The 25,017-nt window shown below is 60.1% G+C and carries 20 protein-coding genes and 1 pseudogene; 17 read left to right on the forward strand and 4 right to left on the reverse strand.

Going from position 1 to position 25,017, the window contains the following annotated elements; translation table 11 throughout:
• Positions 1-61 precede the first annotated feature (61 nt).
• The 7 genes and pseudogenes from JFV26_RS31250 to JFV26_RS31280 all read left to right on the forward strand — a co-directional run bounded on the left by JFV26_RS31250 (position 62) and on the right by JFV26_RS31280 (position 7,354).
• On the forward strand, positions 62-820 hold the full coding sequence (locus JFV26_RS31250) for a class I SAM-dependent methyltransferase (RefSeq protein ID WP_201197423.1): 759 nt from the start codon (positions 62-64) through the stop codon (positions 818-820).
• 89 nt (positions 821-909) lie between these two features.
• On the forward strand, positions 910-1,362 hold the full coding sequence (rnhA, locus tag JFV26_RS31255) for a ribonuclease HI (RefSeq protein ID WP_201197424.1): 453 nt from the start codon (positions 910-912) through the stop codon (positions 1,360-1,362).
• A gap of 342 nt (positions 1,363-1,704) precedes the next feature.
• Positions 1,705-2,280 carry an NAD(P)H-dependent oxidoreductase gene (locus JFV26_RS31260; RefSeq protein ID WP_201197425.1) on the forward strand — a complete coding sequence of 192 codons (576 nt, stop codon included), beginning with the start codon at positions 1,705-1,707 and terminating at the stop codon, positions 2,278-2,280.
• A gap of 141 nt (positions 2,281-2,421) precedes the next feature.
• Positions 2,422-2,805: a MerR family transcriptional regulator gene (locus JFV26_RS31265; RefSeq protein ID WP_201197426.1), complete on the forward strand. Its 384-nt coding sequence runs from the start codon at positions 2,422-2,424 to the stop codon at positions 2,803-2,805.
• 426 nt (positions 2,806-3,231) lie between these two features.
• Positions 3,232-3,990, forward strand: coding sequence for a DNA polymerase III subunit epsilon (dnaQ, locus tag JFV26_RS31270; protein ID WP_201197427.1), 759 nt, complete (start codon positions 3,232-3,234; stop codon positions 3,988-3,990).
• 480 nt (positions 3,991-4,470) lie between these two features.
• Positions 4,471-6,725, forward strand: a pseudogene (locus JFV26_RS31275) (Orn/Lys/Arg family decarboxylase).
• Between the two features lie 14 nt (positions 6,726-6,739).
• The gene (locus JFV26_RS31280) at positions 6,740-7,354 is read left to right on the forward strand and encodes a GNAT family N-acetyltransferase (RefSeq protein ID WP_201197428.1); all 615 of its coding nucleotides are present in this window, start codon (positions 6,740-6,742) and stop codon (positions 7,352-7,354) included.
• Here the strand turns inward: JFV26_RS31280 and JFV26_RS31285 are convergent.
• Both JFV26_RS31285 and JFV26_RS31290 read right to left on the reverse strand, forming a co-directional pair.
• Complete coding sequence (locus JFV26_RS31285; RefSeq protein WP_201197429.1) at positions 7,320-8,213, reverse strand: LysR substrate-binding domain-containing protein; 894 nt, start codon at positions 8,211-8,213, stop codon at positions 7,320-7,322. The genes JFV26_RS31280 and JFV26_RS31285 overlap by 35 nt on opposite strands.
• An 88-nt stretch (positions 8,214-8,301) precedes the next feature.
• Entirely contained in the window at positions 8,302-8,562 is a 261-nt protein-coding gene (locus tag JFV26_RS31290; protein WP_201197430.1) for a hypothetical protein, read from the reverse strand.
• Between the two features lie 175 nt (positions 8,563-8,737).
• Here JFV26_RS31290 and JFV26_RS31295 point away from each other — a divergent pair, with 175 nt between their 5' ends.
• On the forward strand, positions 8,738-9,298 hold the full coding sequence (locus tag JFV26_RS31295; RefSeq protein ID WP_201197431.1) for an NADPH-dependent FMN reductase: 561 nt from the start codon (positions 8,738-8,740) through the stop codon (positions 9,296-9,298).
• A 472-nt stretch (positions 9,299-9,770) separates the two neighbouring features.
• On the opposite strand, the gene JFV26_RS31305 is transcribed toward JFV26_RS31295, so the two are convergent.
• Positions 9,771-10,721 (reverse strand): DUF1853 family protein, encoded by a 951-nt coding sequence (locus tag JFV26_RS31305; RefSeq protein WP_201197432.1) that lies wholly within the window; start codon positions 10,719-10,721, stop codon positions 9,771-9,773.
• 105 nt (positions 10,722-10,826) lie between these two features.
• On the opposite strand from JFV26_RS31305, the gene JFV26_RS31310 reads away from it, so the two are divergent.
• From JFV26_RS31310 to JFV26_RS31345, 8 genes are all read left to right on the forward strand, one after another.
• The gene (locus JFV26_RS31310) at positions 10,827-11,717 is read left to right on the forward strand and encodes an NAD(+) kinase (RefSeq protein WP_010459816.1); all 891 of its coding nucleotides are present in this window, start codon (positions 10,827-10,829) and stop codon (positions 11,715-11,717) included.
• Entirely contained in the window at positions 11,717-12,688 is a 972-nt protein-coding gene (locus JFV26_RS31315) for a metallophosphoesterase (protein WP_201197433.1), read from the forward strand. The genes JFV26_RS31310 and JFV26_RS31315 overlap by 1 nt, the downstream gene beginning before the upstream one ends.
• Entirely contained in the window at positions 12,685-13,554 is an 870-nt protein-coding gene (locus tag JFV26_RS31320) for a rhomboid family intramembrane serine protease (protein WP_201197434.1), read from the forward strand. The genes JFV26_RS31315 and JFV26_RS31320 overlap by 4 nt, the downstream gene beginning before the upstream one ends.
• Before the next feature lie 33 nt (positions 13,555-13,587).
• On the forward strand, positions 13,588-13,848 hold the full coding sequence (locus JFV26_RS31325; protein WP_133836178.1) for a YeaC family protein: 261 nt from the start codon (positions 13,588-13,590) through the stop codon (positions 13,846-13,848).
• On the forward strand, positions 13,845-14,675 hold the full coding sequence (locus JFV26_RS31330) for a DUF2797 domain-containing protein (RefSeq protein WP_201197435.1): 831 nt from the start codon (positions 13,845-13,847) through the stop codon (positions 14,673-14,675). The genes JFV26_RS31325 and JFV26_RS31330 overlap by 4 nt, the downstream gene beginning before the upstream one ends.
• 10 nt (positions 14,676-14,685) lie before the next feature.
• Positions 14,686-17,343 carry an aminopeptidase N gene (pepN, locus tag JFV26_RS31335; RefSeq protein WP_201197436.1) on the forward strand — a complete coding sequence of 886 codons (2,658 nt, stop codon included), beginning with the start codon at positions 14,686-14,688 and terminating at the stop codon, positions 17,341-17,343.
• 1,179 nt (positions 17,344-18,522) lie between these two features.
• A complete protein-coding gene (locus JFV26_RS31340) occupies positions 18,523-19,575 on the forward strand; it encodes a WD40/YVTN/BNR-like repeat-containing protein (RefSeq protein WP_201197437.1) in 1,053 nt (350 codons plus the stop codon).
• A 39-nt stretch (positions 19,576-19,614) separates the two neighbouring features.
• Positions 19,615-21,990 carry an efflux RND transporter permease subunit gene (locus JFV26_RS31345; RefSeq protein ID WP_446739958.1) on the forward strand — a complete coding sequence of 792 codons (2,376 nt, stop codon included), beginning with the start codon at positions 19,615-19,617 and terminating at the stop codon, positions 21,988-21,990.
• 113 nt (positions 21,991-22,103) lie between these two features.
• Here JFV26_RS31345 and JFV26_RS31350 read toward each other — a convergent pair whose 3' ends face one another.
• Complete coding sequence (locus tag JFV26_RS31350; RefSeq protein WP_201197439.1) at positions 22,104-22,823, reverse strand: FadR/GntR family transcriptional regulator; 720 nt, start codon at positions 22,821-22,823, stop codon at positions 22,104-22,106.
• Between the two features lie 297 nt (positions 22,824-23,120).
• On the opposite strand from JFV26_RS31350, the gene JFV26_RS31355 reads away from it, so the two are divergent.
• Positions 23,121-24,713 carry a hypothetical protein gene (locus JFV26_RS31355; RefSeq protein WP_201197440.1) on the forward strand — a complete coding sequence of 531 codons (1,593 nt, stop codon included), beginning with the start codon at positions 23,121-23,123 and terminating at the stop codon, positions 24,711-24,713.
• Positions 24,714-25,017: the final 304 nt, after the last annotated feature.

Genomic DNA, 25,017 nt, shown 5'->3' on the forward strand with positions numbered 1-25,017 from the left:
GGATTCGCCAAGCGGAAAACAATGGCGCATCTTAGAACTTCCTGGCGCTTTGGAGAATGCAATGACCGATAAAGCGTTCGCTCAGGCTGATCCTGACTGGCTGGAATTGATCAGCGCGGCCCGTGAATGGCTGTCCGGCCCGATCGGGAAATTTCTGCTGGACGAAGAACGACGCATGCTCGAAGACGAGTTGGGCCGGTTCTTTGGCGGCTACCTGGTGCACTACGGCCCACAGGCCGAGACACCGCCGTCCGCGCCGCAAGTGCAGCGCAATGTGCGCCTCGGCGCGCCATTGCCCGGCGTGGAGATCGTCTGCGAAGAACAGGCCTGGCCCTTGAGCGAGCACGCCGCCGACGTGGTGGTGTTGCAGCATGGGCTGGATTTCTGCCTGTCGCCCCACGGTTTGCTGCGCGAAGCGGCGAGCAGTGTACGGCCCGGCGGGCATTTGCTGATTGTCGGCATCAATCCCTGGAGCACTTGGGGCTTGCGCCACGTCTTCGCCAACGACGCCATGCGCCACGCCCGTTGTATTTCGCCATCGCGGGTCAGCGACTGGCTGAACCTGCTGGGTTTCGCGCTGGAGAAACGCCGCTTCGGGTGCTATCGTCCGCCGCTTGCGTCGCCCAAGTGGCAGGCCCGTCTGGCCGGTTGGGAACGCAAGGCCGGTGACTGGCAGCTATCGGGCGGCGGCTTCTATTTATTGGTCGCGCGCAAGATCGTGGTAGGCCTGCGGCCAGTGCGTCAGGAACGGCGCGAACCGATGGGCAAGCTGATTCCATTGCCAATGGCCAAGGTCAACCGTCGTCACATCGAGCCATAAACACTCTTTATTTCCCGGCCGGGCTTGCCCGGCCTCGGGCATCGTCGATCCCGGATCGGCGAGCCACCGCATATTCTGGATAGATTGGCATGAGCGATAGCGTAGAACTGTTCACTGATGGCGCCTGCAAAGGCAACCCTGGCCCCGGCGGCTGGGGCGCACTGCTGGTGTGCAAGGGCGTCGAAAAGGAACTCTGGGGCGGCGAAGCCAACACCACCAACAATCGCATGGAACTGATGGGCGCGATCAAAGGCCTGGAAGAACTCAAGCGTTCCTGCGACGTGCTGCTGGTGACGGACTCCCAGTACGTGATGAAAGGCATCAACGAGTGGATGGACAACTGGAAGAAGCGCGGCTGGAAAACCGCCGCCAAGGAACCGGTTAAAAACGCTGACCTGTGGAAGCTGCTGGACGAACAGGTCAACCGCCACAACGTAACCTGGAAATGGGTGCGTGGTCACATCGGCCACCACGGCAACGAACGGGCCGACCAGTTGGCCAACCGTGGCGTGGATGATGTGCGCGGGTACAAGCAGGATTAACGGCCGATCACAATTTCCCTGTAGGAGCTGCCGAAGGCTGCGATCTTTTGACGTTGCCCTTAACAGCGAAGATCAAAAGATCGCAGCCTTCGGCAGCTCCTACAAGGGTTGTGTTCACAGTATCAAAATGGCACTCGCCAGTTGTTGATCCGAATACAACCGGTCGCCAATCACGCTGCGAATTCGTGCAAACGCCGCTTCAATCCCCCCGCGAATACCCGGTCAAGATTTCCACCAACTGTCGCAAGCCTGATTATCCCTGGCCCTGGCCAAACCGACCATTGACTCTCCCGTTAGGGGCACACTCTACCCTGAGCGCTCCACTTGCAGGGTGTAGTGAAGATGAGCAAGCGAGTACTGGTGATTCTGGGTCACCCTTCAACCGAGAGTTTCTGTGGTGCCTTGACGCAGACTTATGTCGAGGCGGCAAAAAGTGCCGGGCATGATGTGCGTCTGTTACGACTGGATGCGCTGACTTTCGATCCGGTGCTGCACGATGGCTATAAACAGATTCAGCAACTGGAGCCCGATCTGCTCAAGGCCCAGGCCGATATCACTTGGGCTGAGCACCTGGCCTTTGTCTATCCGATCTGGTGGGGCGGCATCCCGGCCTTGATGAAAGGCTTCTTCGACCGGGTATTCCTGCCCGGTTTTGCCTTCAAGTACCGCGAAGGCCAGGCCTTTCCCGACAAACTCCTGAAAGGACGAACGGCTCACCTGCTGGTCACGATGGACACGCCACCGTGGTACTACAAGTGGGTTTATCGCATGCCTGGCCTGCACCAGATGCGCAAGACCACGCTGGAGTTCTGTGGCATCAAGACGTTGAAGACCCTGGCGTTTGGACCGCTGCTCGGTTCCAAGCCCAACCAGCGGGATGCCTGGCTCAAGCAAGCCCGGGCAATCGCCAGCCACTGATACGCACCTTGCGCAGCATCGCCTTGCAACAGGCGATGCCGAGTACCCCCCGCCATTGAACGCCTTCGGGTTACCGCCTTCGCGCAGGTATGTGAAAATGCGGCGCGCGCGCCTCTTTCCGGCCATAAAAAAGGACTTTTCATGTATATCGGCAAAGCCGCCCAGTTGTCGGGCACGACGATCAAAAGTATCCGTCACTATGAAGACATTGGCTTGTTACCGCCGCCCCGGCGCGAAGGGAAATATCGGGTTTACAGCCTGCAGAGCGTTGAGTTGCTGAGTTTTATCAAGTGCGCTCAGCAATTGGGCTTCAAGCTCAAGGAAATGCGGGCGATCCTGCAGGATCACCGGGGCCAGGCGTTACCCTGGGACCTGGCGAACAAGGCGATCGTCGACAAAAAACAGGAACTGATGACCCAGATCGAAGGGTTGCAGAAAGTCTACGCAGGGCTGGCGGAGTTCGAAGCCAGTCTCAAGGATGCCCAGGACCAATGTCAGTTCGAACACCTTGGCAAAACCGCTTGAACGGTTTTATTGCATGACCTGGTGAAGCACTTTGCGCCGCTTGGCTACGCCGGCAACCAGTGGTTAATCATTGCCCAAGGCCGGCGCACCCCCGTTTCAACCGTTAGTTCAAGGCACCCTCGCGCACTGGCTGTTCGCGTTCTTCTGTACGCGGTCAGGCACGCGGGGATTTCGCGGGCACTGGTAATAGCTCTCCAACTCCAATGGATTGTTCATCAGAAAATCCAAGGGTTTGAGGTGCAGCCGCCTTCGTCGCGTTCGATTTGAGCGAGGGTCCTGGTCATGAGTCGCAGCAGGGGATGGAAGTCATCGCCGGCACCGTCACGCTCGGGAACAGTGTTCGTTTTCGGATTGATCCGGTGTGTTAATATCGCCGGCCTTCGCAGGGTGACGGCAGGGTGACGAGAGATGAGGATTTAACAGCATATGGCTCAAAGGATGGTTGTACTCGATACCGAAACCACCGGCATGCCGGTGACCGACGGCCATCGTATTGTCGAAATCGGTTGTGTCGAGTTGATCGGTCGGCGTCTCACGGGCCGGCATTTTCACGTTTACCTGCAACCGGACCGCGAGAGTGATGAAGGCGCCATCGGTGTCCACGGCATCACCAACGAATTCCTGGTGGGCAAGCCGCGTTTCGCTGAAGTGGCCGATGAGTTCTTCGAATTCATCAAGGGCGCGCAGCTGATCATCCATAACGCGCCGTTCGACGTTGGCTTCATCAACAACGAATTCGCGCTGATGGGTCAGCAGGATCGCGCTGACATCACGCAGCACTGCTCGATCCTCGACACCCTGATGATGGCCCGGGAACGTCACCCAGGGCAGCGCAACAGCCTCGACGCCCTGTGCAAACGCTACGGCGTCGACAACTCCGGCCGCGAACTGCACGGCGCGTTGCTCGATTCCGAGATTCTCGCCGACGTTTACCTGACCATGACCGGCGGCCAGACCAGCCTGTCCCTGGCCGGTAACGCGTCTGACGGTAACGGTTCGGGCGAGGGCGCGGACAACTCCGCTACCGAGATTCGCCGCCTGCCGGCAGATCGTCAGCCAACCCGGATCATCCGCGCCAGCGAAGATGACCTGGCGCAGCACCTGGTTCGCCTCGAAGCAGTGGCCAAATCCGCCGGTGCGCCGTCGTTGTGGCAGCAGTTGGTGGATGCCAAGGCTCAGGCCTGAACTGTAGCAGCTGCCGAAGGCTGCGTTCGAGCGCGCAGCGCTCGCCAACAGGCGCCACACATTACTTCTGACGCAGGCGAGGGCTTCGCCCTCGAACGCAGCCTTCGGCAGCTGCTACAGGTCTGGTTCGCCTCGAAGCGGTGGCCAAATCCGCCGGTGCGCCGTCGTTGTGGCAGCAGTTGGTGGATGCCAAGGCTGAGGCCTGAACTGTAGCAGCTGCCGAAGGCTGCGTTCGGCTGCGCAGCAGTCGTAAAATCAGGCAACTCGGTTCTGCTGTTGGACCTCATTCATCGGGTTTACGGCTGCTGCGCAGCCGAACGCTGCCTCGCGTTGCTCGACAGCTGCTACAGGCCGAACGAGCTGCTACACAGTCAGCCACTGACCTTCTTTGGGGCATCGGCGCTCGCTACATCCGCCTCAACCCTCTACCCTGAGGTGATTGACAGGCCCATGGTCTGCCGCCTCAGGACACTGAGCCCCATGTATAAAGATTTGAAATTCCCGGTCTTGATCGTCCATCGCGACATCAAGGCCGACACCGTTGCCGGTGACCGCGTGCGTGGCATCGCCCGGGAGCTGGAGCAGGAAGGCTTCAGCATTCTCAGTGCAGTGGATTACACCGAAGGGCGGCTGGTCGCCTCGACCCATCACGGCCTCTCGTGCATGTTGATCGCCGCCGAAGACGCCAGCAGCAACTCCCATCTCTTGCACAACATGGCCGAGCTGATAGGTCTGGCGCGGGTGCGAGCACCGGACCTGCCGATCTTCGCCCTCGGCGAGCAAGTCACCCTGGAAAACGCCCCGGCCGACGCCATGGCCGAGCTCAATCAATTACGCGGCATTCTGTATCTGTTCGAAGACACCGTGCCGTTCCTCGCCCGTCAGGTGGCCCGGGCAGCGCGCAAGTACCTGGACGGCCTGTTGCCACCGTTCTTCAAGGCCTTGGTGCAGCACACTGCCGATTCCAACTATTCCTGGCACACCCCGGGCCATGGCGGTGGCGTGGCGTATCACAAGAGCCCGGTGGGGCAGGCGTTTCACCAGTTCTTCGGGGAAAACACCCTGCGTTCGGATTTGTCGGTGTCCGTGCCAGAGCTGGGTTCGCTGCTCGATCACACGGGCCCGCTGGCCGAAGCCGAGGCCCGGGCCGCGCGCAATTTCGGTGCCGATCACACCTTTTTCGTGATCAATGGCACCTCGACGGCGAACAAAATCGTCTGGCACTCCATGGTTGCCCGGGATGACCTGGTGCTGGTGGATCGCAATTGCCACAAGTCGGTCTTGCACTCGATCATCATGACCGGCGCCATCCCGCTGTACCTGTGCCCGGAGCGTAATGAGCTGGGCATCATCGGCCCGATTCCGCTGAGCGAGTTCAGTCGCGAATCAATCCAGGCCAAGATCGATGCCAGCCCGCTGACCAAGGGCCGCGCGCCCAAGGTCAAGTTGGCGGTGGTGACCAATTCGACCTACGACGGCTTGTGCTACAACGCCGAGCTGATCAAGCAGAACCTGGGCAATAGCGTCGAGGTCTTGCACTTCGACGAGGCCTGGTATGCCTATGCGGCGTTTCACGAGTTCTTCGCCGGCCGCTACGGCATGGGCACTTCGCGCAGCGAAGACAGCCCGCTGGTGTTCACCACCCATTCCACCCACAAATTGCTGGCAGCGTTCAGTCAGGCGTCGATGATCCACGTGCAGGACGGCGGTGCACGGCAACTGGACCGCGACCGTTTCAACGAAGCGTTCATGATGCACATCTCCACCTCGCCGCAGTACAGCATCATCGCGTCGCTGGACGTGGCGTCGGCGATGATGGAAGGCCCGGCCGGGCGTTCGCTGCTCCAGGAAATGTTCGATGAAGCCCTGAGCTTTCGCCGCGCACTGGCCAATCTGCGTCAGCACATTGCGGCGGACGACTGGTGGTTTTCCATCTGGCAGCCGCCGTCGGTGGAAGGGATCACTCAGGTGGTTACCGCAGACTGGCTGCTGCAACCCGACGCCGACTGGCACGGCTTCGGCGGCGTGACGGATGATTACGTGCTGCTCGACCCGATCAAGGTCACGCTGGTCATGCCCGGCCTGACCGCGGGCGGCGCCTTGAGTGAGCGCGGGATTCCAGCGGCGGTGGTCAGTAAATTCCTTTGGGAGCGCGGATTGGTGGTCGAGAAGACCGGGCTCTATTCGTTTCTGGTGCTGTTCTCCATGGGCATCACCAAGGGCAAGTGGAGCACGCTGCTGACCGAGTTGCTGGAATTCAAGCGCAGTTACGACGCCAACGTCAGCCTTGGCACCTGCCTGCCCTGTGTCACTCAGGAAAATCCGGTGCGTTATCAGGGCATGGGCCTGCGCGATCTGTGCGATCAACTGCACGCCTGCTACCGCAGCAATGCCACGGCCAAACACCTCAAGCGCATGTATACCGTACTGCCGGAAATCGCCATGAAGCCCGCTGACGCCTATGATCATTTAGTCCGCAGTGAGGTCGAGGCGGTGTCGATCGATGCCCTGGATGGGCGAATCGCCGCTGTGATGCTGGTGCCGTACCCGCCGGGGATTCCATTGATCATGCCCGGTGAGCGCTTCACCGAGTCGACACGCTCGATCATCGACTACCTGGCATTCGCCCGTACCTTCGACAGCAGCTTCCCGGGTTTGTCGCCGATGTGCACGGCTTGCAACACGAAGACGAGGGCAATGGGCGGCAGTACACCGTCGATTGCATCAAGGAATGAGGACCTTTCCCAGTATGCAACCGGTCATGAATCCGAAATACCCTGGCCTGTCGGTGCGTGTCGCCGATGATGGTTTTGCGGCCTACATCTGGGGCAGCGATTTCAGTTTTGAAGTCGCCGCCTACGGTGCTGCCGAAATCGGCAAGCCAGTGGCGCAGTGGCCGGTGACGCCGATCACCCCTTATCGCAAGTGCTATGGCATCGATCCGGAAGAGTTCAGCAGTTTCCGTGATGCCGCCGACAGTGCGATTTTCATGGCCTATCTGGATGACGAGCCGGTGGGTCACCTGGTGGTCAGCACCAACTGGAACGGTTTTGCCCACATCGATGAACTGGCGGTGCATGCGCCGGCCCGTCGTCACGGCGTAGCCAAGTCGCTGCTCGATGTGGCGCAGTTCTGGAGTCGCAAGAAGAAACTGCCGGGCATCATGCTCGAAACCCAAAACAACAACCTGGGCGCCTGCCGGCTCTATGAGCGCTGTGGTTTTGTGATTGGCGGGGTCGATCATCTGCGCTATCGCGGCATCGACCCGAACACCGCCGAAGTGGCGTTGTTCTGGTACCGGCTGTTCGATAACCCGCTGGAAAATCCGATCAGTTCGCCAGCATCGCCACGGCTTGTTCCGTGATGATCGCCAGCAAGGCCTGAACGGCGGGCGAGGGCTCGGCGTTCTTCAAGGTCAGGGCGTAGAGACTGATCGGCACGGCCGGCGCCAGTGGGCAAACATCCAGCCCGGACGATTTGGCCCCGAGGGCGGTGAAAGGGTCGACGATGGCCAGGCCTTCGCCGGCCTCGACCATGCTGCGCATCATCTGATGGGTCTGGACCCGGGTTTGGATCATCAAGGCCGGGCGTAGCGCTTGCAGCTTGATTTCCAGCGCCGGGCTCAACGGATCATGGCCGTCGAGGCCCACCATCGCCTGGCCCGCCAGGTCTTGCACCGACACATACTTCTGCTTGGGTTGCAGCCAGCCATGAGGCGCCAGCAGCTGGAGTTTGCCCTGGGCAATCACTTGGCAATCGATGTCGGCGTGGTCGGGGTCGTGCAGGCTCAGGCCCAAATCGCTTTCGCGCAGCAGCAGGCTGCGGACGATCTCGCGGGTGGGTTGGTTGAGGAGGGTGCAGGGTGCGTCGGGAAAGCGTCGGCGCAGGGCCGCGATGCTGTGAGGCAATAACTGTTGAGTCAGCGGCGGGGTGCCGATGATGCGCAGCGGCGGCGCCAAATATTGCTTGAGGCTGTTGGCCAGGCGTTGCACCGGTTCGAGGGCTTCATAGACATGGGCGATCTCGACCTGCAACTCCCGCGCCTCGCGCGTGGCCTGCAAGCGACCGCGCACGCTGGAAAACAGCATGAAGCCCAACTGACCCTCGGCATCACGCAAAATCCCTTCGACCTCGGTCACGGGCAACTGCAGCCATTCGGCGGCGGTGCCCAGGTGACCGGTCTGCAAGAGCGCCTGGATCACTTCGATATGACGTAAACGCATGCATGAAGTCCATGTTCAGCAGGTGAGGGAGTCAGTGTCTGAATCCTAACTCAAGTGCGCGCATATGACTTCTGCTCATAACACCGGGTTATGAGGCAACGGTGGTTTCCGGCAGGCTGCCGACATAAGTGTCCGGTTCGCGAGTGAGGGTGATATCCGACTGGATCAACTGGAACCGGTTGTCATCGAGCTTCTTCATGCGATCGCCAATGGCCAGTTTGTAGGTGGTGACAGGCTCCGTGCCTTCGACACCGTCTGCCGACGGGGTGGATTCCTGGAACTCATGCACGGAATAAACGCGGCCTTCCGCGTCTCTTGCATGGAACTGACCGACGAGTACTGCTGCCATCTGCTTAGAACCTCTGGAGATAAATCACTCAATTTGCGGCTCAGTAGACCGTGGTTGGGCGAGGTAAGTTTTCCTACAGGAAAAAAATAGTCAGGGGTGGCAATTTTCGCTCGCCCGCTGAATGAATCGTCATCTATAACTACAGGCTCTTTCCATCGTTAGTCGAGAATCTTCCATGAGCAACGTCTACACGATCGCCGTCATAGTCGGCAGCTTGAGAAAAGAATCGATCAATCGCAAGGTCGCGCTGGCCCTGGCTGATCTGGCGCCTGGCAATCTGAAACTGAACATCGTCGAAATTGGCGACTTGCCACTCTACAACGAAGACATCGATGGCGCTTCACCGCCGGCAGCCTACAGCACTTTTCGGCAACAAGTGAGCTCATCCGACGCAGTGCTGTTTGTGACCCCGGAATACAACCGTTCGGTGCCGGCACCGATGAAGAATGCGATTGACGTAGGTTCGCGTCCGTATGGCAAAAGTGCCTGGAATGGCAAGCCGGGGGGTGTGATCAGCGTTTCACCAGGTGCCATTGGCGGTTTCGGTGCCAATCATCACCTGCGTCAGTCGATGGTGTTTCTCAATGTGCCGTGCATGCAGCAGCCGGAAGCCTACCTCAGTGGTGCCGGGACAGCGTTCGACGCGGCAGGCAAACTGAGCGAATCGGTGAAGCCATTCTTGCAGAGCTTCATCAATGCTTACGGGCAGTGGGTCGAACAACACAAGAAAATGTGACAAACACCTTGCAGGAGCAAAGCTTGCTCGCGAAGGCGACTGTACATTCAACGTTGATGTTGGCTGACACACCGTCTTCGCGAGCAAGCTTCGCTCCTACAGGGGTTATGGCGTACTGGCCAATCGGCTAAAGATCATCGCCTCGATTTCCGACAGCCACGCGGCGGCTTGCTCCTCGGTCGGTTGTGCGGTCATGCAATAACGCCGGCACAGGCAAGGCGCAGTTGAGCGCCATTGCCGGGGCGCAGCCCGTGTTCTTTTTGCCCCGATCCAGGTCCGTAAACGCAATGCCGAACTGCTACGCTGGCATTACTTCAAGGTCGGGATTGTGCTGATGGTGCCGGTGTTGTTGGTGACGTTGGCGGTGCGGTTGGCCATGTAGGAGCTGCCGCAGGCTGCGATCTTTTGATTTTAAAGATCAAGATCACAAGATCGCAGCCTGTGGCAGCTCCTACGTGGATTGGCGTCAAGTTCAACCACTACCCGGCACATTCGGCCAAAGATCCGCCACCAGAAACAACCGCTCGGCTTCTTCCCAATCCCCACTGGCATTCTCTGCCAGCCGCACCATCAACTGTGCCGGCGCCTCCGGCTCCAGTTCACTGAACCACGCATCCAACTGCCCAGTGGTCCAGGTCTGTTCCGCCGGATAATGCGCCGGGGCCAGCCAGGCATGGCGGGGCAGGGGTAGCCAACGACCGGGCGGGCGTTGCACGACGAAGTCCGCCCAATCCTTCTGATGCAGCCAGCTACCGCGCAAGTGCTGGGGATGGGCGCCACTTGGTGACTCGGACTGCCCCGGCCACGGATACAGCAGATAGCCGCCCAGCCACAAATGCGCACTGAACTGCTGAATATCCAGTGCCGCCAGCACTTCGCGGCTTTCCGGTCGCGCAGAAATCGGCAGTTGATGCTGGCTCAAGTGCGCCAGTTTACGGTCCAGTCGATCATGACAGCCGGGGCCGAGCCACTGGGCGGTGTCGTGTCCATCGCCATTCTGCGGGCCGAGGTAGAGTTTGATTGCCAGTTCCAGGTGATGCACGCCGTCACGGTCGCGCAGCAGCATGTCCAGCTCACCCAGGGTATGACCCTCGCGGCGGATCGGCAGGTTGGCCGCGATCAGCTCGATGCCCGGCGCATGGCGCACGACGTATTGCCACAGGCGTTCGTAATACAGGCCCAGGCGCCGGGTCCGGGCCTGCGCCAGCCAGTGCAGCAAGTCATAACTGTCGCGATCCAGTTGTCGCAGCCAGTGCTCCAGGCGTTCCGGCGCCTGCACCCAGTCGCTGCCGGCCAGCGGATGGCGCTGCGGCCACGGCGTCTCGTCAAGCATCGGCGGCGCGAGGATGACCCAGGCCAGGTCGCGCACTTCAGGGTGGCGCAACTGGTGGGGTAGCTGGAGCAAGTCCGGGAATAAGATCATTCTGCGAGCATAGCCTCTTAAGTCATGGCTGAAAGGGTTTTGTCTACGCCGTGCTTTCGCCCATAATCGTCGCTTTAGCCCGTCGCAGAAACTCGCAGGAGCCCCATGGAGCAATTTCGTAATATCGGCATCATCGGTCGCCTGGGCAGTTCGCAGGTGCTGGATACCGTCCGCCGACTGAAACGGTTTCTGCTCGATCGTCACCTGCACGTGATCCTCGAAGACACCATCGCCGAAGTCCTGCCGGGTCATGGCCTGCAAACCTCATCGCGCAAGATGCTCGGCGAAGTCTGTGACATGGTGATTGTGGTCGGCGGTGACGGCAGCCTGCTCGGCGCCGCGCGAGCGCTGGCCCGGCACAATATTCCGGTGCTGGGGATCAACCGCGGCAGCCTGGGTTTCCTGACCGATATCCGCCCCGATGAGCTGGAAGTCAAAGTCGCCGAAGTGCTCGACGGCCACTATCTGGTGGAAAACCGCTTCCTGCTGCAAGCCGAAGTCCGTCGCCATGCCGAGGCCATTGGCCAGGGCGATGCGCTGAACGACGTGGTGCTGCACCCCGGCAAATCGACGCGAATGATCGAGTTCGAGCTGTACATCGACGGCCAGTTCGTCTGCAGCCAGAAGGCCGACGGCCTGATCGTCGCGACGCCAACCGGTTCGACCGCTTATGCGCTGTCGGCAGGCGGGCCGATCATGCATCCCAAGCTCGACGCTATTGTGATTGTGCCGATGTACCCCCATACCTTGTCAGGCAGGCCAATTGTGGTCGATGGCAACAGTGAGCTGAAAATCGTCGTGTCCAAGGATATGCAGATCTACCCGCAAGTCTCCTGCGATGGGCAGAACCACTTCACCTGCGCGCCGGGCGACACCATCACCATCAGCAAAAAGGCCCAGAAGTTGCGGCTGATCCACCCCCTCGACCACAACTACTACGAAGTGTGCCGGACCAAGCTCGGTTGGGGCAGTCGATTGGGTGGTGGAGGCGACTGATGCTCGATCCCGCGCGAAGCTACGACCTGATCGGTGACGTGCACGGTTGCGCTCTGACTCTTGAGCACTTGCTCGACCGGCTCGGTTATCACAAACAAGCGGGCGTCTGGCGGCATCCGTCGCGTATGGCGGTGTTCGTCGGTGACATCATCGACCGTGGCCCGCGCATTCGCGAAGCGCTGCATATCGTCCACGACATGGTCGCGGCCGGCCAGGCGCTGTGCATCATGGGCAACCATGAGTTCAACGCACTGGGCTGGAGCACGCCGGCACCGCCCGGCAGCGGCAAGCAATTCGTGCGTGAGCACACTCCGCGCCACGCCCGGCTGCTGGGGGAAACCCTGACCCAATTTGAAGATCATCCCGGCGACTGGCATGACTTCCAGCAGTGGTTCTACGAGTTGCCCCTGTTCGTCGATGCCGGACGTTTCCGGGTGGTACACGCCTGCTGGGATGCCGGCCTGATCGAGCCGTTGCGCGCGCTGTTCCCCGACGGCTGTATCGATGAGCATTTCCTCCAGGCTTCGGCCGTGCCGGGCAGTTTTGCCTGCACCGTGTTCGATCGCTCGCTGCGCGGCACCGACATGCGCTTGCCCGATGGCCAGACCATGACCAGTGGCGATGGCCTGACGCGTTCGTTCTTCCGCACCAAATTCTGGGAAGACGACCCGCAAACCTACGGAGACATTGTGTTCCAGCCTGACGCCTTGCCTGAGCCGGTGGCCCGTACGCCACTGTCGTCCAGCGAAAAAGACACCTTGCTGCGTTACGGCATCGATGAGCCTTTGTTGTTCGTCGGCCACTACTGGCGCAGCGGCAAACCGGCGCCGATCCGGCCGAACCTGGCCTGCCTGGATTACAGCGCGGTGCTTTACGGCAAGCTCGTGGCCTATCGCCTGGACCAGGAAACCCGCCTCGACCCGCATAAATTTGTCTGGGTCGATGTCGAACGGCCGGAGGTGCTGCAATGAGTACCGTTGCCGTATTGCGCCTGCCACTGACGGCGGATCTGAGCGGGTTCGTCAAGCTGTTGCAGCGCATGCAGGTGCCGCATAGGGTCAGCGAAGAGGCGGGCGAACAGGTGCTGTGGGTACCGGACAATATCAGCGAGGACGTGCGTTCGCTGTATGAACGCTTCCCGGCCGGTGATCCCGACCAGCAACTCGACATTCCGCTGGCGCAAACCTTGCGTCGCCCGGGTTTCGTCGAACAGTTGCGTTACAGCAAGGCGACCGCCGCTGTTCTGTTGCTGTGCCTGATCGTCGGCGCCGTGACGTTGCTGGGTGAAAACCTCGACACGATGCGCTGGTTTACCTTCCTCGATTTCCGCGTGGTCGGCGAATACATTCATTTCAAACCGTTGGCCGACAGCCTGGCAGCGGGGCAGTGGTGGCGTCTGGTGACGCCGATGCTGATCCACTTCGGCTTCCTGCACCTGGCCATGAACGGCATGTGGTACTGGGAACTGGGGCGGCGCATCGAGGCGCGCCAGGGCAGCATCAACCTGATTGGCCTGACCTTGCTGTTCAGCCTGGTTTCGAACTACGCCCAGTATTATTACAGCGGTGCGAACCTGTTCGGTGGCTTGTCCGGCGTGCTGTACGGCTTGCTCGGGCATTGCTGGATCTTCCAGCTGCTGTCGCCAAACCCGGCCTATCGCCTGCCGCGCGGCGTGTTGGTGATGATGCTGGTGTGGCTGGTGTTGTGCATGTCCGGACTGATCTCGATGATCGGTTTCGGTGAAATTGCCAACGCGGCCCACGTCGGCGGGTTACTCATCGGCTGCTTCACCGGTTTGTTGGGCGGTTTGTACAACCGCCGTAAACTCGCCGTCTAAAACCGTATTTGAATAAAGAGCGCGGAGACCCTGATGTCCTCTTTTAACGAAATGATCAAAAACATCACCCCGGATATCTACCAGAGCCTGAAACTGGCGGTGGAAATCGGCAAATGGTCCGACGGTGGCAAACTCACCGCCGAGCAGCGCGAACTGTCCCTGCAAGCGATGATCGCCTGGGAAATCCAGAACCTGCCCGAAGAAGAACGCACCGGCTACATGGGCCCGCAGGAATGCAGCTCGAAGTCGATCAGCGTGCCGAACATCCTGTTCAAGTCGGATGCCATCCATTGATCGAGATTGGCCGCGGTGCAATCAGCAAAATGTCGGCGCGCCTTGACGGGCCGAACGTGCAGTACGCTTTTCGTCTGGACGACACCGAGGTGCCGGTCAATCCAATGATCGGTACGACAGTGCGCCTGGAGTACCTGGGGGCGATTTTCTGCTCCCATTGCGGGCGCAAGACCAAAACCAGTTTCAGCCAGGGTTATTGCTACCCGTGCATGACCAAACTGGCCCGGTGCGACCTCTGCATCATGAGCCCGGAGCGTTGCCACTTTGACGCCGGCACCTGCCGAGAGCCGGAGTGGGGCCAGACGTTCTGCATGACTGATCACATCGTCTACCTGTCCAACTCCTCGGGAGTCAAGGTCGGGATTACCCGCGCCACCCAGTTGCCGACCCGCTGGATCGACCAGGGTGCCCGCCAGGCCTTGCCGATCATGCGTGTCTCGACCCGTCAACAGTCGGGTTTCGTCGAAGACCTGTTCCGTAGTCAGGTAGCTGACAAGACCAATTGGCGTGCTTTACTCAAGGGCGACGCGGTGTCGGTGAATCTGGCCGAAGTTCGCGACCAGCTGTTTGATAGCTGCGCCGAGGGCCTGCAAACCTTGCAGGAACGATTCGGACTGCAAGCAACCCAGAAAATTACCGATGTGGAACCGCTCGAAATCCGCTATCCGATCGAGCAATACCCGGCCAAAATCGTCAGCTTCAACCTGGACAAGAACCCGATTGCCGAAGGCACGCTGCTGGGGATCAAGGGCCAATACCTGATCTTCGACACCGGCGTGATCAATATTCGTAAGTACACGGCCTACCAGCTCGCCGTGCATCAGTAAGGACTCCAGCATGCGCACCGAACAACCGAAGATGATCTACCTGAAGGACTATCAGGCGCCCGAGTACCTGATCGACGAGACGCACCTGACCTTCGAGTTGTTCGAGGACCACAGCCTGGTCCATGCGCAACTGGTGATGCGCCGCAATCCCGAGCGTGGCCCGGGCCTGCCGCCGCTGGTGCTGGACGGCCAGCAGATCGAGCTGCTGTCGGTGATCCTGGCCGACAGCGAATTGACCGCCGCCGACTACCAGTTGACGGAAAATCACCTGACCCTGCACCCGACCAGCACCACGTTCACGGTCGATACCAGCGTCAGGATCCACCCGGAAACCAACACCGCGCTGGAAGGCCTGTACAAATCCGGCACCATGTTCTGCACCCAGTGCGAGGCCGAAGGCTTTCGCAAGATCACCTATTACCTAGACCGCCCGGACGTGATGAGCACGTTCACCACCACCGTGGTCGCCGAGCAGCACAGCTATCCGGTGCTGCTGTCCAACGGCAACCCGATTGCCAGCGGCCCTGGCGAAGACGGTCGGCACTGGGCGACCTGGGAAGACCCGTTCAAGAAACCGGCTTACCTGTTCGCGCTGGTGGCCGGTGACTTGTGGTGTGTCGAAGACACCTTCACCACCATGACCGAGCGCTCTGTGGCGCTGCGCATCTACGTCGAGCCGGAAAACATCGACAAGTGCCAACACGCCATGAACAGCCTGAAGAAGTCGATGCGCTGGGACGAAGAGGTCTACGGTCGCGAATACGATCTGGACATCTTCATGATCGTCGCGGTCAATGACTTCAACATGGGCGCCATGGAGAACAAGGGCCTCAATATCTTCAACTCCAGCGCCGTGCTGGCCCGGGCCGAAACCGCTACCGACGCCGCGCACCAGCGGGTCGAGGCGATCGTTGCCCACGAATACTTCCACAACTGGTCGGGCAACCGCGTGACCTGCCGCGACTGGTTCCAGTTGTCGCTCAAGGAAGGCTTCACCGTGTTCCGCGATTCCGGCTTCTCCGCGGACATGAACTCGGCCACGGTCAAGCGCATCCAGGACGTGGCGTACTTGCGGACCCACCAGTTCGCTGAAGACGCCGGCCCCATGGCCCATGCGGTGCGCCCGGACAGCTTTATCGAGATTTCCAACTTCTACACCCTGACCGTGTACGAAAAGGGCTCGGAAGTGGTCGGCATGATCCACACCTTGCTCGGCGCCGCAGGCTTCCGTAAAGGCAGCGACCTGTATTTCGATCGCCACGACGGCCAGGCCGTGACCTGTGACGACTTCATCAAGGCCATGGAAGACGCCAACGGTGTCGACCTGACCCAGTTCAAACGCTGGTACAGCCAGGCCGGTACACCGCGTTTGGCGGTGAGCGAGTCCTACGACGCGGCGGCGAAAACCTACCGCCTGACCTTCCGCCAGAGCTGCCCGCAAACTCCGGACAAGGTTGAAAAACTGCCGTTCGTGATTCCGGTGGAGCTGGGCCTGCTGGACTCCAAAGGTGTAGAGATTGCCTTGCGCCTGTCCGGTGAAGCCAGTGCCCAGGGCACTTCGCGGGTGATTTCGGTCACCGAAGCCGAACAGACCTTCACCTTCGTCGACATCGCCGAGCAGCCGTTGCCTTCGCTGCTGCGTGGCTTCTCGGCGCCGGTGAAACTGAGCTTCCCGTACAACCGCGATCAACTGATGTTCCTGATGCAGCACGACAGCGACGGTTTCAACCGCTGGGATGCCGGCCAACAACTGTCGGTGCAGGTGCTGCAAGAACTGATCGCCCAGCAGCAGAAGGGTGAAGCGCTGGTGCTGGATCAGCGACTGGTTTCGGCCTTGCGTACCGTGCTGTCCGACGAGACGCTGGACCAGGCCATGGTCGCGGAAATGCTTTCGCTGCCGGGCGAGGCGTACCTGACTGAAATCAGCGAAGTGGCTGATGTTGACGCGATTCACACCGCTCGCGAGTTCGTTCGCAAGCAGTTGGCGGACACTTTGTTCGAAGCGCTGTGGCTGCGTTATCAGGCCAACCGCGATCTGTCGAAGAAAACCCCGTATGTCGCCGAGGCCGAGCACTTCGCTCGTCGCGCGTTGCAGAACATCACGCTGTCGTACCTGATGCTCAGCGCTAAGCCAGAAGTGTTGGCCGCGACCCTTGAACAGTTCGAGACCGGCGACAACATGACCGAGCGCCTGACGGCGTTGGCGGTGTTGGTCAACTCGTCGTTTGAAGACGAAAAAGCCACGGCCCTGGCCAGTTTTGCCGAGCACTTCAAGGACAATCCGCTGGTCATGGATCAGTGGTTCAGCGTTCAGGCCGGCAGCACGTTGCCGGGTGGTCTGGCGCGGGTTCGTCAGTTGATGCAGCACCCGGCGTTCAATATCAAGAATCCGAACAAGGTGCGGGCGTTGGTGGGGGCGTTTGCCGGGCAGAACCTGATCAACTTCCATGGGTTGGATGGGTCGGGGTATCGCTTCCTGGCGGATCTGGTGATCGAGCTGAACGGTTTTAATCCGCAGATTGCTTCTCGGCAGTTGGCGCCGCTGACTCGCTGGCGCAAATACGACGACGCTCGTCAGGCGTTGATGAAAGCTGAGCTGGAGCGCATTCGGGCTTCGGGTCAGTTGTCCAGCGATGTGTTTGAAGTGGTCAGCAAAAGCCTGGCGTAGGCGCGAGGTTTACCCGCGAAGGCGGCCGCACTGCCGACCCGCCTCTCGCGGCTGTACACCTATCAAACTGTGGGAGCTGGCTTGCCTGCGAAGGCGGCCTTATAGCCGACCTGTCTCTTGCGGATGCACATCAATCACATTGTGGGAGTGAGCCTGCTCGCGATGGCGGCGTTCGGGTCGGTCTATTTTTGGATGGTGTACATATCCATTCCTGCGGTGACGGCTTCTTATGGTTCCGCTCTTACAGCGGGTCACTTTGAAAAGCGCAAAGTAACCAAACGCTTTCGCCCCTGACGTACGGTGCCTCGCCTAGGCTCGGCATGCCCTCGCTCCGGTCCTGCTCCGTGGGCCCGCCGCCATCGGCCATCCATGGCCGGGGGCGGCTACCGCGGCATCCCTGCCGCGGTGCCCACTGCGCAGAACCTGCGTTCGGCCTTCCGACGGGGCAGATCAAGATCAAAAGCAGAAGCAAGATCAAGATCAAAAGATCGCAGCCTCGTTTCACTCGACAGCTCCTACAGAGGATGGGGGCGTTTGAGTCAGGGTGTTTTCTCGTACTGAAAACAATCAAGAACAAACGCATGACCACGTAGGAGCTGTCGAGTGAAACGAGGCTGCGATCTTTTGATGTTGCAAGGCCGAGCGTTAGCTCGCCTCGAGAGCTGTTGCGATGCACGCCTCCTCGAGAGGCCGAGTGGAGGTTCTGCGCAGTGGGCAACCCGGCATGGATGCCGGGTTAGCCGCCCCCGGCCATGGATGGCCGATGGCGGCGGGCCCACGGAGCAGGACCGGAGCGAGGGCATGCCGAGCCTTAGCGAGGCACCGAACGAAAGGGGCAAAAGCGTTTGGTTACTTTGCGCTTTTCAAAGTAACCCGCTGTAAGAGCGGAACCCATATCCGCCGTGACCGAAGAAACGGATATTCACCCAAAACCCCGAACACAAAAATAACTCCACCTAATACCCAATCATTCACCCAGCCCCTAACGTCCTCAGGTTAACAAAACATAACGTGGCGTCGATTGTCAGACCTTTCCAAAGCCCGATAGGATAAGCCAGCTTCCGAAGGGGCTCTAGATTGCAGGTTTCAGGACTATGCTCCAGCCAGCCAATCACCACGAGCACCCTTACGGCGCCCTGAAAGGTTGAACGACCTAACAATAATAATGGGGGAAGGTCTATGAGTGAGCCTGTCATGGGTGTGGGTATTTGCCGCCCGCCGGCACTACGCAAGTTCGCGTTGCTGGCTACAGCGCTCTCGCTGTTGGGTTGCGCCGTGCTGTCGGCACCGGTGATTGCCGCCGACGCGCCAGCAGCCGATACGGTGTATGCCGTTGAATCCGCCAAGGCTGCCAAAAGCCTGATGCTTGATGTCGTCCACGCCGGCAAGCGCCTGGTGGCGGTCGGGGATCGCGGGCATATCCTGTATTCCGATGATCAGGGCGCGACCTGGACCCAAGCCAAGGTGCCGACCCGGCAACTGCTGACGGCGGTGTTTTTTGTCGATGACAAGCACGGCTGGGCCGTCGGGCATGACGCGCAGATCCTCGCCAGCGAAGATGGCGGCGTCAGCTGGACCAAGCAATTCGAAGACCTGAAACGCGAAGCGCCGCTGCTCGATGTCTGGTTCAAGGACGTCAACAGCGGCTTCGCCGTGGGCGCTTATGGCGCCTTGCTGGAAACCACCGACGGCGGCAAAAACTGGGCAGACGTCAGCGCTCGCCTCGACAACACCGACCAGTTCCACCTCAACGCCATCGCCGCAGTCAAGGATGCCGGGCTGTTTGTCGTTGGCGAGCAGGGCAGCATGTTTCGTTCCGCCGATTGGGGCCAGACCTGGGAAAAGCTCGAAGGTCCGTATCAAGGTTCGCTGTTCGGCGTGATCGGCACGGCGCAGCCCGACACCTTGCTGGCCTACGGGCTGCGCGGGAATCTGTTTCGCTCCACCGATTTCGGCAGCACCTGGGCGCCAATCGAGTTGAAGGCCGCCCGCGGTTCGCTGGAGTTTGGCCTGTCCGGTGCGACGTTGCTCGATGACGGCTCCATTGTGATCGTTGGCAACGGCGGCTCGGTGATCAGCAGCAGCGACAACGGCGAGACCTTCACGGTGTTCAACCGCCCGGACCGGATTTCCGTCTCGGCAGTCACTGCAGCAGGTAACGGCAATCTGATTCTGGCAGGACAGGGCGGCGTTCGCGCCACTTCGCCAACCGGCGCCGAGCTCAGCAAATAAGCCGGGCCACATAATAAGAAGGGCGGAGACATGACATCCATGACAAGTCATCACCAAGACAAGGCGACGTTTCTTGAACGCCTGATTTTCAACAACCGCCCGGCAGTGATCGTCATCTGCCTGCTGGTGAGTATCTTCCTGTTCTGGCAGGCGACGCTGATCCGGCCGTCCACCAGCTTCGAAAAAATGATCCCGCTCGAACATCCGTTCATTCAAAAGATGATGGAGCACCGCAACGATCTGGCGAACCTCGGCAACACCGTGCGTATCTCGGTCGAAGCCACCGACGGCGATATCTTCTCCAAGGAATACATGGAGACCCTGCGTCAGATCAACGACGAGGTGTTCTACATCTCCGGCGTCGACCGTTCCGGCCTCAAGTCGCTGTGGAGCCCGAGCGTGCGCTGGACCGAGGTGACGGAGGAGGGCTTCGCCGGCGGTGAAGTGATCCCGCAAAGCTACGACGGCTCCCAGGAAAGTCTTGATCTGCTGCGCAACAACGTACTCAAGTCCGGTCAGGTCGGGCGGCTGGTGTCCAACGACTTCAAGTCGAGCATCGTCGACATCCCGCTGCAGGAGTCCTACCCGGACCCGCAAGACCAGGGCAAGTTGCTGGCCCTGGACTATCGCAAGTTCTCCCACGAACTCGAAGACAAGATTCGCAACAAGTTTGAAGCCCAGAACCCTAACGTGAAGATCCACATCGTCGGGTTCGCCAAGAAAGTCGGCGACCTGATCGATGGTCTGGTCATGGTAGTGATGTTCTTCGGCATCGCCTTCGTTATCACCTTGATCCTGCTGTACTGGTTCACCAACTGCATGCGCAGTACCGTGGCGGTGTTGAGTACGACGCTGGTGGCGGTGGTCTGGCAACTCGGGTTGATGCACGCGTTTGGTTTCGGGCTTGATCCCTACTCGATGCTGGTGCCGTTCCTGATTTTCGCCATCGGTATTTCCCACGGCGTGCAGAAAATCAACGGGATCGCCTTGCAGTCCAGCGAGGCCGATAACGCCTTGACCGCGGCGCGACGTACCTTCCGGCAACTGTTCCTGCCGGGGATGATCGCGATTCTCGCGGATGCGGTGGGCTTCATTACGCTGCTGATCATCGACATCGGCGTGATTCGTGAACTGGCCATCGGCGCCTCTATCGGCGTGGCGGTGATCGTGTTCACCAACCTGATTCTGTTGCCAGTGGCGATTTCCTACGTTGGTATCAGCAAACGAGCGGTCGAGCGCAGCAAAAAGGATGCGGTCCGCGAACACCCTTTCTGGCGCCTGCTGTCGAACTTTGCCAGCAAGAAAGTCGCCCCGGTTTCCATTGTCCTGGCCCTGATCGCCTTCGGTGGCGGCCTTTGGTATAGCCAGAACCTGAAAATCGGTGACCTTGACCAGGGCGCACCGGAATTGCGTCCGGACTCGCGCTACAACAAGGACAACAACTTCATCATCAACAACTACTCCACCAGCTCCGACGTGTTGGTGGTGATGGTCAAGACCAAGGCAGAAGGCTGCTCGCGCTACGAAGCCATGGCGCCGATCGATGAGCTGATGTGGAAGATGCAGAACACCGAGGGCGTGCAGTCCGCGATCTCGCTGGTGACCGTGTCCAAGCAAATGATCAAGGGCATGAACGAGGGCAACCTGAAATGGGAAACCCTGTCACGCAACCCGGACGTGCTGAACAACTCCATCGCCCGGGCTGATGGCCTGTACAACAACAGTTGCTCCCTGGCGCCGGTGCTGGTGTTCCTCAACGACCACAAGGCCGCGACCCTTGACCGTGCGGTACATGCGGTGCAGGACTTCGCCAAGGCAAACAACACGGACGGCCTGGAGTTCATCCTCGCCGCCGGTAACGCCGGGATCGAAGCGGCGACCAACGAAGTCATCAAGGAATCGGAGCTGACGATCCTGATCCTGGTGTACCTCTGCGTCGCGACCATGTGCATGATCACCTTCCGTTCCTGGGCGGCGACCTTGTGCATTGTGCTGCCGCTGGTGTTGACCTCGGTACTCGGCAACGCCCTGATGGCCTTCATGGGCATCGGCGTCAAAGTCGCGACCCTGCCGGTGGTGGCGCTGGGCGTGGGGATCGGCGTGGACTACGGCATCTACATCTACAGCCGCCTGGAAAGCTTCCTGCGTGCTGGCCTGCCGCTGCAAGAGGCGTATTACCAGACGCTGAAGTCCACCGGTAAAGCGGTGCTGTTCACCGGTTTGTGCCTGGCTATCGGCGTGTGCACCTGGATCTTCTCGGCCATCAAGTTCCAGGCCGACATGGGCCTGATGCTGACCTTCATGCTGCTCTGGAACATGTTCGGCGCGCTGTGGCTGTTGCCGGCGCTGGCACGGTTCCTGATCAAACCGGAGAAACTGGCGGGGCAGAAGGGCAATTCGTTGTTTGCTCACTGATCCCTGGCTGAGACAGAAAAGCCGCAACTCGGGTTGCGGCTTTTTTGTGGGCGCCAAGATCAAAAGATCGTCCGAACGCGGCCCGAGCCTTCGGACGATCTTTTGACTTTGCTCTATGACAATTCCGCGCCGAGCACCACATTCAAAGCACTGCGCGCATCATCGAGCTGCACCAGCGTCGCATGCCGCGCACCCAGCGCGTCACGATTCTCGATCGCGGTCAAAATCGCCTTATGCCGTGGCAGCGCCAGTTCATGCAGATTCGGCCGCTGGTTGGAATGCTTCAACGCCTCGGCAATCGCCACCGACAGCATGTTGCACAGGTTGGCCAGCAAGTCGTTGTGGGTCGCGTCGGCGATGCGGCTGTGGAAGTCCAGGTCCGGCTGCAACAGCGCTTGCGGCGTCGGCGCAGCTTCCATCCGTTGGTAGGCTTCGCCGATGGCGGCGATGTCCGCGTCGGTGGCGTACTGCGCAGCAAGGGCGGCGGCAGCGGGTTCGATGATGCTGCGCACGCTGGTCAGCAGGCTGAAGAATTCATTTTGCGGGCTGCTTTGCATCAGCCAGTGCAGCACGTCCGGGTCGAGCATGTGCCATTCCTTGCGCGCCTTGACCACCGTGCCGACCCGCGGCCGGGAATACACCAGGCCCTTGGCGACCAGCACCCGCGTGGCTTCGCGCAATACCGGGCGACTGACCGCGTACTCTTCGCACAACAGCGCTTCGGCGGGCAGTTTGTCGTCGGGCTTGAAGCGTCCGGAGACGATCTGCATGCCCAGTTCCTGGACGATGCGCGAATGCATGCTTTTGCGGTCGGAGGGTTTGCGGTAATCCATGGCGAGCGACGCGATCCTGGGCGGGTGGGGGTGTTGCGCATGATAGCAGGCGTGGAGAAGGTCCTGAATCAGATGAAGAACCAATGTGGGCGAGAGGTTGCTCCTGCAGGGGGCGTGTGGGCCGCCGTGCCTGAAGTTCTCAAGTTACACATCGGCACGTCGGTCACTTGGGTTTCGAGCGTTTTTTGAAAAAAGTTGCCTGGGCGCTGGCGCCTAATTGCAGTGCCTGTCCCTCATGGAGGTTGCTCCCACACAGGACAGGTCTTGATCGAAGCACCCCAACGCAGGAGAGGCATCATGATCGCTGTTAACGCTACATCGTTGAGTCATACAACAGGCGCTATTAAATCGCCCATGGGCTCCGCGCCTCAGCCGTGCACCGCCCTGCACCTGGGGCTTTTGACTACAGGGAACGGGTGTAGCGAAGCAGGTAGCGGCTTTGCTCGGGTCGCCCGCTCGTCCTCCAATCAGCCTGTGGCCTCGCCCTTCGAGACCAGCGCTACCCCGCAGGAAAAGGCGGCGAATTTGTTGCGACGCCACGAGGACTACCAAACCGTAAGAGCCCCCTCCGGCAAGTTTCTGAGCGAACTGCCCCTGGGCGCTCAGGCGAATATCTGCGGGCTCTTGCTCGCGAAGGACACTTTGCATTTTTACGTCGAAGAGTGTCTAAAGACGCAGGGGATGAATACCACAGATTTACACGAGTCCATCGACAGCCTGGTAGAAAAGTTGCTCGTTGCTTCTCCTGCACTCGACGCTGTAAAAGTCGTGCAACGACTCGTCGAAAAAATCCCTCGAGACCGCCACACGCCTCAAACAGTTATTGAGCGGTTCCCGGTCAAAGACTACAAGCGCGCAGCGGAACATCAGCAAGGGGCCTCGTCGCAGACCGCAGGCGGGGAGCAGAGGATGGAGGCCTTGTCTCGTTTACTGCTGTCTTGGGCGCAGCCGATGCATCGCGTCGGGATCAGCGAGCACCACGCTGGCAAAGCCATGGCGGCGCCGCAGATCAGCCAACCGATCCAGGACGTTGTGCATCAGGATTTGGTTGCGCCCGTGCCCGGGCTTTCACCCTTACCGCAGGCCCGTGCCGGGGCACTGACAGACGAAGGTCACCGCAAGACGATTGCCAATCAACTGAGGCCTGCGTTCGGGTTGCCCGGGGTTATGGCAGGCGACCTGCCTGCCACCGCTGATGTTGCCTATGACATGGGTGGTGAAGGTGACGGTTTTCTCGACAGCGTTCAAGCGACGGGGCAGGGTCTGGCGGCGGCACGCTCTGCGCTGACAATTCGCAGATCGCCCCTCGCCGCCCTTATAACGGGAGGTGGCGTTGCGATAACGGGCCTCGCGTATGGGGGATACAAAGCGGTCCAGGCAATGTACCCGCAGCCGGCTCCCGACGCCGCCCTTGATGTTCAGGCACCCATTTTCCTGCCGCTTGAAGGCCGCGAATGCGCTGCCGCTCCAGCCTTGGCATTGGTGCCCCGTGCACAGCAGAGTGGCAGAGGGACTTCGGAGGTGGGCGCGCTCAACCATTTCGTTAGAAGGCCCGCGCCCGGCTACCGGCGCACCGAGAGCGGGGAGGAAGCCTATCGACGCAGCGGGGCTTCGGAGGTGGACGCGCTCAACCAGTTCGATAAAAAGCTCGCGCCCGGCTACCGGCGCACCGAGAGCGGAGAGGAAGCCTACCGACGCAGCGGGACTTCTGAGGTAGATGCGCTCAACCATTTTGTTAGAAGGCCCGTGTCCGGCTACCGAGGCAGCGAGAGCCCGGAGGTGGAAGTGCTCAACCGTCCAGTTAAAAAGCCCGCGCGTCGTGGGGGCTTCGCGAGTACGTTCGGCCCTGCAGTGGGTGGGGAGCTTGGGGGACCCAACCCCGCTTGGTAAATGATAAGCGATGAGTTGGCGAACCACGTGATGCAGGATGACGCCTGCCTTGAAGTTCTCTACATCTGGCGTGTCGATGAGGCACGCAGGTTAAAACTGCACTGAGTGGCGATGATCGGCTGTGTTGGCGGTCCGGGCGGCGACTGTGCCCGGAATTTTCGGTTACACATCCGCAGGTCGTTCACTGGGGTTTCGAGCGTTTTATGAAAAAAGCGGTTTGGGCGCTGACGCTTAATCGCGGCCCTGTCCTGTGCGCAGCTTGCCAGCGCACACGACCGGCATTGATCAAGACACTCTGAGACAC

This window comes from Pseudomonas sp. TH31 (genome assembly GCF_016650815.1).
Taxonomy (GTDB): Bacteria; Pseudomonadota; Gammaproteobacteria; order Pseudomonadales; family Pseudomonadaceae; genus Aquipseudomonas.

Coding starts and splice junctions, on each gene's coding strand:
- JFV26_RS31340 (WP_201197437.1), top strand. CDS start 18,523: ATGAGTGAGCCTGTCATGGGTGTGGGTATTTGCCGCCCGCCGGCACTA.
- JFV26_RS31345 (WP_446739958.1), top strand. CDS start 19,615: ATGACAAGTCATCACCAAGACAAGGCGACGTTTCTTGAACGCCTGATT.
- JFV26_RS31320 (WP_201197434.1), top strand. CDS start 12,685: ATGAGTACCGTTGCCGTATTGCGCCTGCCACTGACGGCGGATCTGAGC.
- JFV26_RS31285 (WP_201197429.1), bottom strand. CDS start 8,213: ATGCGTTTACGTCATATCGAAGTGATCCAGGCGCTCTTGCAGACCGGT.
- JFV26_RS31290 (WP_201197430.1), bottom strand. CDS start 8,562: ATGGCAGCAGTACTCGTCGGTCAGTTCCATGCAAGAGACGCGGAAGGC.
- JFV26_RS31250 (WP_201197423.1), top strand. CDS start 62: ATGACCGATAAAGCGTTCGCTCAGGCTGATCCTGACTGGCTGGAATTG.
- JFV26_RS31265 (WP_201197426.1), top strand. CDS start 2,422: ATGTATATCGGCAAAGCCGCCCAGTTGTCGGGCACGACGATCAAAAGT.
- rnhA (WP_201197424.1), top strand. CDS start 910: ATGAGCGATAGCGTAGAACTGTTCACTGATGGCGCCTGCAAAGGCAAC.
- JFV26_RS31355 (WP_201197440.1), top strand. CDS start 23,121: ATGATCGCTGTTAACGCTACATCGTTGAGTCATACAACAGGCGCTATT.
- JFV26_RS31310 (WP_010459816.1), top strand. CDS start 10,827: ATGGAGCAATTTCGTAATATCGGCATCATCGGTCGCCTGGGCAGTTCG.
- JFV26_RS31325 (WP_133836178.1), top strand. CDS start 13,588: ATGTCCTCTTTTAACGAAATGATCAAAAACATCACCCCGGATATCTAC.
- JFV26_RS31260 (WP_201197425.1), top strand. CDS start 1,705: ATGAGCAAGCGAGTACTGGTGATTCTGGGTCACCCTTCAACCGAGAGT.
- JFV26_RS31305 (WP_201197432.1), bottom strand. CDS start 10,721: ATGATCTTATTCCCGGACTTGCTCCAGCTACCCCACCAGTTGCGCCAC.
- JFV26_RS31280 (WP_201197428.1), top strand. CDS start 6,740: ATGCAACCGGTCATGAATCCGAAATACCCTGGCCTGTCGGTGCGTGTC.
- JFV26_RS31315 (WP_201197433.1), top strand. CDS start 11,717: ATGCTCGATCCCGCGCGAAGCTACGACCTGATCGGTGACGTGCACGGT.
- JFV26_RS31295 (WP_201197431.1), top strand. CDS start 8,738: ATGAGCAACGTCTACACGATCGCCGTCATAGTCGGCAGCTTGAGAAAA.
- dnaQ (WP_201197427.1), top strand. CDS start 3,232: ATGGCTCAAAGGATGGTTGTACTCGATACCGAAACCACCGGCATGCCG.
- pepN (WP_201197436.1), top strand. CDS start 14,686: ATGCGCACCGAACAACCGAAGATGATCTACCTGAAGGACTATCAGGCG.
- JFV26_RS31350 (WP_201197439.1), bottom strand. CDS start 22,823: ATGGATTACCGCAAACCCTCCGACCGCAAAAGCATGCATTCGCGCATC.